Below are 14,672 nucleotides of genomic sequence, written 5' to 3'. Positions count from 1 at the left end.
CTGTCCCCATATCAGGCACCTATGGACTTATTTGATCGTACAGAGCAATCACGCACTGGCGCCGGAGAGCAGGCGATTCTTGTGCATCTGGACCTGCCGGATTCCATGGGCCGTGAGGATCTGGACGAATTCCATCATCTGGTGACCTCCAGTGGCGTGGAGCCTGTGGCGGAATTGACGGGCAAACGCGACAGGCCCGACCCGGCCCTTTTTATCGGCACAGGCAAAGCGGATGAGCTGGCCGAACTGGTGCAGCAGCACCAGGCGGATGTGGTGCTGTTCAATCACTCGCTCAGCCCGGCCCAGGAACGCAACCTGGAGCGGGCGGTGAAATGCCGGGTGCTTGACCGTACCGGACTGATCCTGGATATCTTTGCCCAGCGAGCTCGCACCCACGAAGGGGTGTTGCAGGTTGAGCTGGCACAGTTGCGCCATCTATCTACCCGCCTGGTGCGCGGGTGGACTCACCTGGAAAGACAAAAAGGCGGTATTGGCCTGCGCGGGCCTGGTGAAACCCAGCTGGAAACCGACCGCCGTTTGTTGCGAGACCGCATACGTGCCATTGAGTCTCGACTGGAGAAGGTACGAAAGCAGCGAGCGCAGGGGCGCCGTGCCCGGCAGCGTGCCGAAACGCCGTTGATTTCACTGGTCGGTTATACCAACGCGGGTAAATCCACCCTGTTTAATGCCATTACTACGGGGGATGTGTACGTGGCGGACCAGCTGTTCGCCACCCTGGACCCCACCTTGCGCAAGGTCAAGGTGCCCGGTGTCGGGCCAGCCATTCTGGCCGATACCGTGGGGTTTATTCGCCACCTGCCTCATCGCTTGGTGCAGGCTTTCCGGGCGACCCTGGAAGAAACCGCTAACGCAACCTTGTTGCTGCATGTGACAGATTGCAGTGCAGAAGAACGGGACAGCAATGTGGACGCGGTGAATGAGGTGCTGGAAGAAATCGGTGGCGACCAGTTACCGGTACTGCACGTCTACAACAAAGTAGACAATCTTGATGAATCGCCACGGATTGACCGTGACGAGCACGGACAGCCCTGGCGAGTATGGATTTCGGCACAGAGCGGTGACGGGTTTGATCTGCTCTTTGAGGCCATTGCGGAGCGGCTGGCCGCAGGCTGGGTCGATTGCTGGGTGCGTTTGCCTGCCCATGCAGGGCGCCTGCGCGCCCGTCTGCATGAAGCAGGTGAGGTGCTGGATGAAGAGGCCGCAATGGATGGCAGCATGCTGCTGCGCATCAACGTCAATCGGGTTCATTTTGAACGCCTGTTGCGTGAGCAGGGTCTGAACGAAGACGAACTGGTGGTGCCGGCCCCGGAATCGGCGGCCTCGGTTGCAGGGGAAGATGGGCCTTCCTACAATTCAGAACGCTCGCCCAAGGTGAGCTGACATTACAAGTCATGGGCCATGCCGGCCCTGACGGACTGGAGACCTACATGGCGTGGAATGAACCCGGCGGTAACAAGCCGAAAGACCCCTGGGGTGGCGGCGGTGATCAAGGGCCGCCGGATCTGGATGAGGCGCTGAAGAACCTCAAGGACAAGATCAACAATGTGTTTGGTGGCAAGGGCGGTCGTCCGGGTGGCGATGGCAACAAGCCATCAGGCTCACCGCTGCCGCTACTGGCTGTGGTCGCCGTGATCGCACTGGTGGTCTATGGTTTGGTCGGGTTCTTTCAGGTGGATCAGCGCGAGCGGGCCGTGGTGCTGCGTTTCGGTAAGTTCGATCGCATTGTCGAGCCGGGTCTGAACTGGCGCGCGCCGATTCTTGAGCAATACCAGAAGGTGGATGTGGGGCAGAACCGCCGCTACGAGATCACCGAGGAAATGCTCACCAAGGACACCAATATCGTCAGCGTGACCCTGCAGGTCCAGTATCAGGTGCTGGATCCGCGTCCCTTCTTGCTCAAGGTCGCCCAGCCAGAGCAGATCCTGGAGCACGCCACCAGCTCGGCGCTGCGTCATGTGGTGGGCTCTGCCTCCATGGATGATGTGCTGAAAGACAACCGGGAAGCCATTCGGGTGCAGGTGCGGCAGCGTCTGGACGAATACCTGAACCGTTACGACACCGGCCTGGTGTTGCGTCAGGTGGTGCTGGACAAGACCGAAGCCCCGGATGCGGTCCGGGATGCCTTTGACGACGTGTCCAAGGCCAAGGAAGACGAAGACCGCTTCAAGAAAGAAGCGGAAGCTTACCGCAATGCGGTGATTCCCCAGGCCCGGGGTGAGGCGCAACGCCTGACCGAAGAATCGGAAGCGTACAAGCAGCGGGTGATCGACGGTGCCATGGGTGATGCGGATCGCTTTACCGATTTGCTCTCAGAATACCGCAAGGCTCCCGATGTGACTCGCGAACGCCTGTATCTGGAAACCATGACCCAGGTCTTTGGTGCAACCAGCAAAGTGCTGGTGGATGTGGATAACGGCAACAGCCTGATTTACCTGCCTCTGGAGCAGCTGGTGAAAGGGCGGGATGTGCGAGCGTCCACTCCCCAGCAAAACCCCGGCGCGGGTAGTAGCGATGCCGCCAAGGCCGGTGCCGATGACGGAGGCAGCGGGCGTAGTGCTTCGCGTAGCCTGTACAGCACATCACGACCCCAGGAGTTGCGCTAATGAATAATCGTGGATGGTTGGCGCTGCTGGCGCTGGGTGTCCTCGCCCTGCTGGCGTTGGACTCCTTCTATATTGTTAACCAGACCGAGAAAGCGGTACTGAAACAGTTCAGCCGAATCGAAAAGGCGGATATTTCCCCGGGGATTTACCCCAAGTGGCCCCTGTTTGAGGAGGTCGTCAAGGTGGATGGCCGGGCGCTGGTATACGACGTGCCCACTCAGTCCTTTCTCACGGCAGAAAAGAAACTGTTGAACGTGGATGCCTTTGTGGTCTGGCGGATCAACAATGTGCAGCGTTATATCGTGAGTGTGGGGGGCGGCTCTGCCAACCCGCAGATCATGGAGCGTCGGGCCCGTGAGTTGCTGGATCCGCGTGTAAATGAGGCGCTGCGTAACGAGTTTGCCTCGCGCACAGTGTTCCAGGTGGTTGCCGGTGAGAGCGACGTGGAAAAAGTGGAAGGGGATACCGCGATTATTCGTGACCCGACCACGGGGGAAACCACCGAAGTGCCTACCGATCAACTGGATGAATCCATTCTGCGTGAAGCCGGACAGCAAGACAGTGAAGAGACTGTGGCCGACGCCGGCGAGCCGGCGGGTAACGACCAGCGTGAAGCGCTGATGGATCAGGTCCGTCAGGAAGTGAACATGTCCACCATGGAAGATCTGGGTATCGAAGTTGTCGATATCCGGGTGAAGCAGGTGGATTGGCCGGATCAGGTTCGTGGCCGGGTGTTTGACCGGATGCGCGCGGAGCGTCAGCGTGATGCGGCGGCTCACCGCTCCCAGGGCCGGGAAGAAGCCGAGAAAATTCGCGCCGGGGCGGATCGTCAGCGCACCGAAATTCTCGCGGATGCCTACCGCAAGTCGCAGGCCATTCGCGGTGAGGGGGATGCCCAGGCAGCGGCCACTTATGCGAAAGCCTACAATCAGGACAAGGAGTTCTTCCGTTTCTACCGTAGCCTCCAGGCCTACAAGGAAAGCTTCAAGGATCCGGAAGACGTGCTGATTCTGGAGCCAGACAGTGACTTCTTCCGCTACCTAAATGGTGCGAGCGGCAGTCGCTAGGTCGACTTGCCTGATTGTGCTGTTTGCCGTTCATACCGGAAAAACCCGCCTTTGGCGGGTTTTTTTCTGTGTAGGAAATGGCTTACACGGGGGTAAGTGATTGATTACAGAGGGTCGGACGGTCAAAAAATGTACTGCCGTCCCAGTGCTTTCACTGTTTTTTTACAATGCGTTCACGCATTGAGCCCGGTTTTTGTGCAAAATAGGCAGGGTGTCACAGAAATCGATCATAACATTACAAAAAAGTGTGATATGGGTCACAGAAAAGCTTTTCATAATGATTTGGTCGAGAAGTAAGCAACCTTCTTCGGCATATTGCCGGGTACTGGGAGTTCAAGCGATGAAGCTGTCTTTCTCTGTTCTGTTGTTGTCCCTGTCTTCCCTGCTTTGGGCAGACGGGCCACTGACCAGTCAGATGGAAACCTTTCTGGTAACCGAAAAAGACGGAAAGGAAACCGTTGTTGCCACGGAGCAGGCGTCTCCTGGTGATGTGGTGGAATACCGTCTTACCTACCAAAACACCGGTGAACAGCCGCTTTCCGGCCTTGTGATCACCGGCCCAGTTCCGGCCAATACCGCCTACGTAGGGGGTAGTGCCGATACCAAGGTGGACGCCGCGTTCACCGTCAGCATTGATAATGGAACCAGTTTTCTGGCTGAGCCTGTTACCCGTGAGGTGAAAGACAAGGACGGCCGGACCAAGAACGTCACGGTTCCCCCCAGCGATTACACCCAGGTGCGTTGGCAGCCGAAAGGCAGCCTTCAGCCTGACCAGGAGCAGCAGTATCGCTACCGGGTAAAGGTGCAGTAGCTCCCGGGGGGCTGACGTAGGAGCGAAAGCTCCACAGAGGAAGTCTTGCGCGAGCGGCTTGATCGTCATGGTCAGCCGCAAGGGGAGGGGCGGACCACTCGTTTCGACGAGGGGCCGCTCTCGCAAGGCTTTCTGAAACTAGAGGGTAAGTCTAAATATCAAACTTTGAGGATGAAGCCATGAAACATGCCTTCAATAAAGGTGTGTTGTCTTCGAAAATGGCCGCGTCTCTGGTTTCTGGTGGGTTGCTGTTTGCCGCAGGGCAAGCTTGGGCACTCACGGAAGCCGGCACGGACATCAAGAACAAGGCAACCGTCACCTATGAAGACGCCAATGGTAACAGTTACTCCGCCCAGTCCAACGAGGCGGTGGTCACTGTTGCCGAAGTGTATGCAGGTACCCTGCGTAACGACGGCAACAAAGCCGGTGCTCCCGGCGAAACCGTGTACTTCAGCCATAGCCTGAAGAACACCGGTAACGCCCGTGACACCTTTGTGTTGAGCGGCCGTACTGGCGGCGCGACAGGGGCGATCAGCTATGACGTCTATCTGGACGCCAACGGCAATGGTCAGCCTGATGCCGGTGAAAACATTGTTACCCAGGTGGATCTGGACCCCGATCAGCAGGTTGAGTTGATCCTGGCCGTGCCGGTGCCGTCGGGTACCGCTGCGGGCACCATCATTGATGCTACCCTGCTGGCGCAGTCCACGCAGGGCGATGGTGTGTATGCTGCCGCGGACGGTGGTCTGGTGCAGGATATCGGTACCAACGGCGATGCTGGCACCTACGATGCGGATGGTGACGGTACTGCGGATGGTAACGACACCAACAACGATCAGGTGACGGTAACCACCGATGCGGTACTGGTAACGACCAAGTCTGCGTCTGTTAACACCTCCACCAACACCATCACCTATACCCTGACCGTGAAGAACAACGGTGGCCGTGCGGCAACCGATGTCAATATCTTCGATGCGGTGCCGGCCAATGCCACCTTCGTGGACATCACTTCGGTGAATGGTTTGTTGGCGGCGAACGGCGATACCTACGAGGACAACACCGGTACCGACCAGAGTATCCCGGCAGATGCCACCACCATGTATGCACCTGGTTCCCTGGCGACCATTGATGAGCCGGCGGGTGTGGATCTGGACGGTGACGGCACCACTGGTGAAACCGGTATTCCCGGTGTGCTGCTGACCGATGCCAGCCTGGGTGTGAATACCACGGTCTCTATCGTGTATCAGGTGAGCTTTGATCCGACCGCGCCTGCGGGCACCGAGATCAAGAACACCTTCGCTGCCCAGGGCAACCTGGACAACGATGCGGGGACCACTGAGGATGCCGTCAGCTCCAATACGGTAACCACGGTGATTGGTCAGATCTACGCTGTGGATGCCAACGACACCGAAGATGCCACCGATGGCACCGATGACGACATCTACACTGTGCCCAGTGCGGCCAGCGGTGCCGTGGTCGACTTCAAACACACCATTACCAACAACGGTAACGGCGTGGATGTGTTCGAGCTGAGCGCAGCCAACGATGCGACCACTCCGTTCCCGGCAGGTACCACGTTTACCTTCTGGAACGCAGCGGGCACGGTTCAGATCACTGATACCAACGGTGACGGTAACCCGGATACCGGTGAGCTGGATCCTGCGGAAGCGCTGAATATCACCGTGAAAGCCGACTTGCCGGCCAGCGCCAGCGGTGTCGGTCCGTACCAGTTCAACCTGACGGCGACCTCCGCGGGCGACAATGGCCAGTCTGATACCACTGCTGGCGTATTGAGCACCATCAATGCGGCGGCCGTGGATATTGCCAACACTGCCAACGCAACCGGTATGGGTGATAGCGCAGTTGATGCTGACGCCAACACCGGCACGCCGACCACCACCAATACGGCAGCAGCAGGAGCCGTGACTTCTTTCAATCTGTATGTCGCCAACGAATCCGGCAACGCCCAGTCCTACACCCTGGGTGGCACGGTACCCGCGGGCTGGTCTGTGCAGTTTGTGGATGTGGGTGTCGATACCGATGGGAATGGCACGGTGGATAACACCAGCAATGCAGGCGATGTGGTCACAGCCACCCCGAACCTGCCGGCCGGTGCGGTTTATCACTACACCGCCAATGTAACTGTGTCTTCCAACGTGGCCCAGGCCCGTGCGGATTACACCGGCGGTGACGCAGTGAACACCAATGATAGCGATGGCGATTATCCCGTCACGTTTACGGTGACCTCTCCGTCTGACAGCAACATCAACGACAGCAAGCTGGATGCGGTTGATGTGGTTGCTGACCGTGATCTGAGCATCACTCCTGACGGCGCCAACCAGGTGCAGCCCGGCGGTAACGTGGATTACCCGCACGTGCTGTCCAACGACGGTAACTCTACCGAAACGGTTGAGCTGTCTGCCACCAACAGCGAAGCGGGTTTCACCAACACCACCCAGCTGTTCGTGGATACCAACAACGATGGTACCCCGGATGCTTACCGTGAACTGAGCCAGCTTGCCGGTCTTGCCACTGCTGGACAGCTGTGGGTGCGTGATCAGGCCGGTAACCCGGTCCAGATCGGCGTTGCCGATGCCGATAACGACAACCTGCCCGAGCTGACTCTGGAAGCTGGCGAAAAGGTTGAAGTGCTGGTGACCGTATTTGCTCCGGCGAATGCATCGCAAGGTACCCAGGACACCTTGAGCCTGAGCGCGACCAACGAAGATGCCACCGCAGGCGCAGCGGCGTCGGCTACTGCCAACGACGTGACAGAAGTCATTCTGGGTCAGGTGCGTCTGAACAAGCTGGCCGGTGTCGATGCGGATTGTAGCTGTAATGCCGGTACGCCTGACTGGACGCCGGATACCCCGTTCGCTGCTACCCAGACCACTCAGGTGGAGCCGGGTCAGTGTGTGATCTGGGATCTGACTGCGACTAACGAAGGTGCGGCCACGGCCAAGAACGTGACCATCACCGATGAAACCACGCCTTACACCACTTTCCTGGTGGCGAATGATTCTGTTCGCAACTCGGATAGCAACACGGTGGCCAATTCCGGCACCGCGCCAGTGGTTGAGTGGGTCATTGGTGACCTTGCAGCTGGTGACAGCGCGAATGCGCAGTTCTGTGTGCAAGTGAACTAAGCCCCTCCCAAGGGGCCCCTCTCTCCTTCGGGAGAGGGGGGCTTTCCCAAGGGCTGCATGGCAGCGTTTGGGAAAGCCCTCCGGGGAGCAAGAAGAAGCCAACAATTTGTCGCCCGGCATTCGGGCAGCACCAGGGAACGACGGACAACACCGTGAAAAACAGACTCGTGTGGACAATGGTAGCGATGACGCTGCTGGCGATAGCCAGCGGCGTTGTCGTTGCTGCCACCGAGGCAGGCACGGTTCTGCGCAATCAGGCGGAGGTCAGCTATTTCGATCCGGTCAATGGCGAAGTCATCGTCATGCGTTCCAACCTGTCTCAGGTTGTGGTCGCTCCGTTGCGGGCCGTCGCTCTGGATACCGATAACCTGGCGACGGTGGCGGCCGGTCAGCCGGTCAACTTGCCACACGTCATCAGCAACACCGGTAACGTGGCTGACCGTTATGCCATCAGCGCCAGTAATTTGACCGGCGATGAGGGCGACCTGCTAAACCTCGTCGTTTATCTGGATGTCAACGGTAACGGCCAGGCAGACCCCGGTGAGCCGGAGCTGCTTGAAACTGCCGAGCTGAAGCCGGGTGAAAGCGTGGCTCTGGTGGTAACCGGAAGTGTTCCGGCTGGTCAGAATGCGGATGATCGGTTGCGGCTTGAGGTGAGCGCCGTTTCTCTTGAGGACAATACCATCAGTGATACCCGCCAGGATGTGGTTACGGTCTCCCGCGGGGCATTCCTGAATATTACGAAATCAGCCAGCCAGAGCTGTGAGGCGCCGTTGCAGGCAGGCCAGAATCTGGACTATCGGATTTCCTTTACCAATAACGGCAGTACTGCGCCGCAGGCGCGTACCGTGTTGGTAAATGGCGTGCCCTACCAGGGCGTGCTGGTGGAGGATGAAATCCCCGGGAACGTGACCCTGCGCCCCTCCAGTGTGAGCAATGTGTCTCCGGTTCAGTCTTTCCCGCTCGTCCACCGTGCCGGTGACGCAGAAGATCAGTGGATCAGTTACGCCCAATGGGATACCGATGAGGCGGTAGATCGGTTTGCGATGTTGATGCCGGCAGAGACACTCGAAAGGAACGAGAGTGGCAGTTACACCTTCGGGGTGTCTGTGGCTGCCGGCACCACCGCCGGTACCCGTATCTTCAACCAGGCCCATGTGGACCTGGAGGGCGATGGCCTGGCGGATTTTGAGAGTAATACGGTCTGTAACACGATGGGCGGCTCTGTCAGACCTGCCATCCTTTTTGAGCGCCCGACACCGGCAGTAGTGCGCAACGAGGGCACTCCGGATCTAAGTAATGATGGCGATTTTGAAGCCGCCGATATCTATCGCCTGTTGCCCGAAGCCAGCCATGAAGTGCTGCACGATGGTGTTTATATCCGCCTGACGGCATCGCAACTGAATCAATCGCAAACCCAACGTGATTTTCTGCAGCAGACCCCCAATGGTCAGCAATTGGTCATCGTCACCGTGGAGTCCCGGCTGACGGGGGACTCGGTGAGGGTAGTGATGGTGGAAACCGGCGCCAACACCGGCGAGTTCCGCAGCATTTTCCCCATCGTCCTCAGTGAAGAGGAAAGAGGGAATAACCGGCTGTGCCCTTCTTACGCCAGTCAGCAAGATGTGCGTCAGTATGACAGCGAAACGACGACGCTCGATGCGCTGACCAATGCCTGTGTGTTGAACAGTACTCAGCGTGATACCTTGACCGCCCGCTATACCCTGCCGGTGTACGGTGCTGGCGGTACCATCGAAACCTATGAAGTAATCAGTGACATCGCGGCGGTGGATCCGGCCGGTACCGTGTTCGACTCCACCAATGGGAATCCTGTTGGGGGCGCGCGGGTCATTCTCTATCAGTCCCGGCAAACCTTGTCTGCCAGCGGGGCAGGCTCCTGTGCGGACCTGGCCGAGAGCGATTACGAAGTCGGTACCGATCCCTATACCGGGGAATCGCTGGATGGTGAAAACACCAATACCACCAATGCCGATAACACCACCAAGTTGGGGGATTACCAGTATCCCTTTGCAACCCCTGGGCATTGTTACTACCTGGATGTCATTCCGCCTGCGGGTTACACCTTCCCGTCAGAAGTGGCGCCTGCAGCCGCGGGCGCTTTCTACCCTGACGTCAATGACAGTTCCTACGGAATCGAAGGGTATCAGGCGCCGGTTGGGCGCATGGCTGCACGAGTGGCAGGGAGCAATAACGGCGCCTTCCTGCTGGGTACTGCCAATGTGTTTGTCAATATTCCGCTTGATCCCGGGGCAGGGCTCAATGCGGGCAATCTGGTTATCGACAAACGGGCAGAAAAAGACAGCGCGTCCGTGGGCGACGTGGTGGCCTACAGCATCGATATTACCAATAACCATACCGATGAATTGTATGCGGGTCGGGTATTCGACTCGTTGCCGTACGGGTTTCGCTACATCAATGACAGCGCCTGGCTGGAGGTCAATGGCAATCGGGTGGAAATGCCTGAGCCCGCCGGCCGTCCGGGCCCCCAGCTGACATTCCGGATTGAGCGTTTGCTGGCCAGTGGTAATGTGGATGCGCTGGCGTTGCAGCCGGGCAAAACCATCACGCTGCATTACGGGTTGCGTCTTAGTGCGGGTGCCGTCGACAGCAACGGCATTAACCGGGCAACGGCTCAGGCAAACACGCTTTCCGGTTCAACCTACCGCTCTAATGAAGACCAGGTTGAAGTGAAAATCCGTAACGAAGGCGTGCTTTCTGACAAGGCCATGCTGTTCGGTAAGGTCTATGTGGATGCTGATTGTAATAACCTGCAGAACGACGGTGAGTGGCCCATCGGTGGCGTCAAGCTGTACATGCAGGATGGCACCTGGGTAATTACCGACGAAAACGGTCAGTACAGCATTTATGGCCTGGAGCCTGGGCTGCACACCATCAAGATTGACCCGCTGACACTGCCAGCCGGGGTCAAGCTCAAGCCGATTGATAATCGTCATGCGGCGGACCCGGAAAGCCGTTTTGTGGACCTGCGTTCCGGCGAATACCACCGTGCGGACTTTGCCGCGTCCTGCCCTGTTGGGGATCAGGCTGAGGCGCTGGCAGAACAGCTCAAGCAGCGTAATGCGTCTATGAACGGTGACTGGATGCTGGATGAAGCGGCCCGATTTGATCCGCTGCGCCAGCAGACCACCAACCCGATCATTCGCCAGGCGGATGGTAGCGGTGACCTTGGCAGTGGTGTTTACACCCAGACCGGTGATGATTCCCTCAACGAAGCCTGGGATCAGGTCTCCCGTGTCAGCGGCGCAGAAACCGGGGCGACCCGGCTGGTTGATGAACAGACCCCTGAAGCGGCCATGGTGGAGACCAAGGAAGCCGCCGCCACTATTACCCGTGAACAGGCCGAGCAGGGCGCCTGGCTGTGGCCCCGTGGACAAGTGAGCCGTGATGGTCGTTTCCAGGTGGTGGTGCGTGCCGGGGTCGATCCGATTTTGAATGTGAACGGCAAACCGGTGCCGAAAACCCAGTTGGGCGAGCAGGTTGTGAACAAGCGCGAACGGGCACAGGTGGCGACCTGGTACGGGGTACAGCTCGCCGAAGGCGAAAACACTCTCACGGTGACTACCAAAGACATGTTCGGTAACACCCGGGTGATGGCAGAAGGCACGTTCATCCGTCCGGCTGCGCCGACCTCCATCACGGTTGAGTCCGAAGCCGATACTTTGCCTGCCGATGGCGGGCGCTCCACTCTGGGCATTCGGATTCGACTCAATGATGCTGCGGGGAACCCCGCAGTTGGCAACCACTTCGTAACCGTGGAAACCGATCGCGGCCGGTGGCTGGAAGAGGACCTGCAGAGCGATACCCCCGGGCATCAGGTGAAGCTGGTCGATGGTCGCGCACTGGTGCATTTACGCAGCACCGAATACACCGGGCCGGTGCGTATCCGCGCCAGCCTTGATCGCTTCAGTGACAGCATCCAGATTGAGCAGATTGCGCCGCTGCGTCCCTTGCTGGCCACCGGTTTTCTGCAGGTACAGAGCCGCGCGGGCGGACTGCGTGACAACGGCAATGCACCGGCGGATGTGGCGGATGAATTTGACGACGGTGTTGATGGCCGTGCGGCGGTATTCATGAAGGGGCAGGTACGTGGCGATGCTCACCTGACACTGGCCTACGATACCGACAAGGATCTGGATACCGAAGACGAGGTACGTCGTGACTTGAATCCTGCGGATTACTATCCGATCCCGGGTGATGCCTCTGTGCGGGGTTACGATGCACGCAGCCGCAGCAAGTTGTACGCAAAAATCGAAAAAGACCGAAGCAGCCTGATGTGGGGGGATTACCTCACCGATCCGGGTTATGAATTCTACGACCTGGGTCGTACGCAGCGTACCTTGACCGGCCTGAATGGTATCTATGACAACGGCCGCGCCCGCTTCCAGTTGTTTGCTGCCCGTCCGGAAATGGAGCAGGTTACGGAAGAAATTCCCGGCAACGGTACGGCACTGCTTTTCACGTTGAGCAATAACCCCGCCCGTGACAGTGAAACCGTGGAAATCATCGTTCGCGATCGTAATAACCCCGGGCTGGTGGTTGAGACGACGCCGCTGACCCGGTACGTGGATTATTCGGTGAACTACTTCACCGGCGATATCCGTTTCCATGATGTGATTCCGACGCGCGATGAAAACCTGAATCCGGTGTACGTGCGCGTTAACTACAACGTGGAAGGTGACGCTGAGGAGTACACCGTGTTGGGGGCTCGCCTCAACTACGATCTGACAGACCAGTTGCAGGTGGGTGTGAGCCGAACCCAGGATGATCACGATACCGACGGTTATGATCTCACCAGTGTGTCAGCACAGTACAAGGTAGATGAAAATACGCGGGTGAATGTTTCCACCGGTACCATGGAGCATGAAGATGGTACGCCAGAAGGTCGCGCCTACAGCATTAATGGTGAGCGTCTGTGGGTCGATGGTTCGCGCACCGAATTGCGCTGGGCTCGTGCTGAGAGCGGGTTTGACAACCCTGCGGCAGGCATTAGCGAAGCTCGTGAAGAAATGCGCTTGGGGCATGAGCAGATGATTACCAACGATTTCTCTGTTGAGATCGAAGGTATTCGCTCCAAGCAGCTGGATGCATCAGATGAACAGAATAGCCTGGGCGCTATCGCCGAAAAGCGGATCGGTGCCACCGCATTGCGAGGCGGGGTGCGGGGTATCGAACAGAAAGACGCGCAGGATACCGAGCGTTTCGGGACCTATATCCTCGGTGCGGATCGTGGTTTTACGCTGCTGGGCAAGCCTTTCCAGATAGGTGGTGAATACGAACAGGCCTTCCAGGACTCAGGACGCCGTCGCATCGCAGCGGATGCAGATATGCAGCTGACCGAGAAAACCAGCTTGTATAGCCGTTACGAAATCATCAACAGCCTGAATGGAATCAACACTCTGGATGATGATGTGGAGACTCAGCAGTTCACCACCGGGGTGCGTTCTGCCGTGACACGTAACACGGATGTCTACTCCGAGTACCGTCTGCGTGGTGCGGTCAGTGGCGAGGATGTGGCTGCCGCCAACGGTGTGAAGTCGGATATCGAAATCGAGCCGGGTTTGACGGTGAGTCCCACCTTTGAATGGATTCAGACCCTGGAAGGCAGTACCAGCCAGGATTCCACAGCCTTGTCGATTGGTGCGGAAGACCGCCGTAATCAGAACCGTCGTACGCTCGCCCGGGTGGAAACCCGATTTGGGGACGACCGTGAATACTACGGTCTGAGTGCGGCCAATATCTGGCGACTGAATACGGATTGGTCCGGTGTTGTTCGCGACGATCTTCGCCTTCAGTACTTCGATGCTGACCCCAAAGAAGGCGATAACATTGTGACCCTGGGGCTGGCCCGTCGCCCGCGCCGTGACAACCGTCACCACATGCTGTTCATGTACAAGTGGAAAGAAGAGTGGGGTGGTGCTGCCGGCTCCGATCGCACTGTGCACCTGTTCTCTACGCACCATAACTTCCAGCCTCACGATGACTGGATCTTCTCTGGCCGCGTGGGTGGCAAGTGGCAGGAGACGGAACTGGGTGCGCTGGATGTGCACACAGACGCTTATGTAGCAGATGGTCGCATTATCTGGGACATGACCCGTCGTTTTGATCTTGATTTGCATGCCGGTGCGATCACTACAGAGGGTGTTGATGAGCGCCGCTACAGTTACGGTTTTACCGTCAACGCCCTGATTCGTCGCAACCTGCGAATGGGCGTTGGCTACAACTTCCAGGGCTTCCGTGATGATGACCTGGATCCGGAAGGCTACAACGCCGAAGGCGTGTATGTGGGCCTGGAATACAAGTTTGATGAAGACGATCTGGGCTGGCTGGGCAGCAAGGCCGCCGGTCAGCGCAGTTACATGGGAGATGCGCGATGAATATGCTGAAAGCGCTCATGGCCAGTTTGTTGATAGTGGGGGTAAGTGGTTGTGCCACCACTGAATCCCTGTACGCTCAATACGACGAGCTGTGCCCGGTAGAGGCTCGGGTGACCAATACAGGAATGGTGATGGTGACCGGGATCGCTACCACCGGTAATGGAATCGTGGCGGCGGGAGCAACGGAGAGTCAGGTTTGGGAGCCTGCCGTGTATTTCGGTTTCGACATGGACGATTTGAAAGACAGCGAGAAAGCCCGCCTGGACAGCAACGTTGCGGTTTTGCATCGCTACGAGGCATTGCAAATCAGCGTTCAGGCCTACACCGATCAGAAAGGCAATGATGGGCTGAACCAGGCTTTGTCGATAAAAAGAATGAACAGTGTGGTGGCGTACCTGAAGGAGGCTGGCATCAGCGGCAGCCGAATCAAGGCCACCTATCTTGGTGAAGGTGCGCCTCTGCTGGCAGGCAGTACCACCGATGAACGCATTGTGAATCGTCGTGTGGAACTCATGCCGCTGGATTCCAGGGGGCGTCCGCTGGTGATGCGTACCGACTTCGCCAACAGCGGTGGTGACGAGTTTGTCGCCCCGGCACCGGTGAAGTGA

At 58.1% G+C, this 14,672-nt stretch carries 7 protein-coding genes; all 7 read left to right on the top strand.

Annotation, left to right across the window (positions count from 1 at the left end; translation table 11 throughout):
• The first annotated feature begins 21 nt into the window (after positions 1-21).
• The 7 genes from hflX (at position 22) to D4A39_RS05400 (ending at position 14,672) form a co-directional block, all read left to right on the top strand.
• On the top strand, positions 22-1,401 hold the full coding sequence (hflX, locus tag D4A39_RS05430; protein ID WP_022985251.1) for a ribosome rescue GTPase HflX: 1,380 nt from the start codon (positions 22-24) through the stop codon (positions 1,399-1,401).
• Positions 1,402-1,448: 47 nt separating this feature from the next.
• A complete protein-coding gene (gene hflK / locus D4A39_RS05425) occupies positions 1,449-2,624 on the top strand; it encodes an FtsH protease activity modulator HflK (protein ID WP_031226405.1) in 1,176 nt (391 codons plus the stop codon).
• Positions 2,624-3,691, top strand: a complete 1,068-nt coding sequence (gene hflC / locus D4A39_RS05420; RefSeq protein WP_022985249.1) for a protease modulator HflC — start codon at positions 2,624-2,626, stop codon at positions 3,689-3,691. Before hflK ends, hflC begins: the two co-directional genes overlap by 1 nt.
• A gap of 340 nt (positions 3,692-4,031) precedes the next feature.
• Positions 4,032-4,502, top strand: a complete 471-nt coding sequence (locus tag D4A39_RS05415; RefSeq protein ID WP_022985248.1) for a DUF11 domain-containing protein — start codon at positions 4,032-4,034, stop codon at positions 4,500-4,502.
• Positions 4,503-4,681: 179 nt separating this feature from the next.
• Positions 4,682-7,648, top strand: a complete 2,967-nt coding sequence (locus D4A39_RS05410) for a beta strand repeat-containing protein (RefSeq protein ID WP_022985247.1) — start codon at positions 4,682-4,684, stop codon at positions 7,646-7,648.
• A 152-nt stretch (positions 7,649-7,800) separates the two neighbouring features.
• On the top strand, positions 7,801-14,064 hold the full coding sequence (locus D4A39_RS05405; protein ID WP_233552425.1) for a hypothetical protein: 6,264 nt from the start codon (positions 7,801-7,803) through the stop codon (positions 14,062-14,064).
• Positions 14,061-14,672, top strand: a complete 612-nt coding sequence (locus tag D4A39_RS05400; RefSeq protein WP_022985245.1) for an OmpA family protein — start codon at positions 14,061-14,063, stop codon at positions 14,670-14,672. The genes D4A39_RS05405 and D4A39_RS05400 overlap by 4 nt, the downstream gene beginning before the upstream one ends.

The sequence above is a fragment of the Alcanivorax profundi genome (assembly GCF_003597125.1).
Classification (GTDB): Bacteria; Pseudomonadota; Gammaproteobacteria; order Pseudomonadales; family Alcanivoracaceae; genus Alcanivorax; species Alcanivorax profundi.
This window is presented reverse-complemented; position numbering and strand designations above follow the sequence as displayed.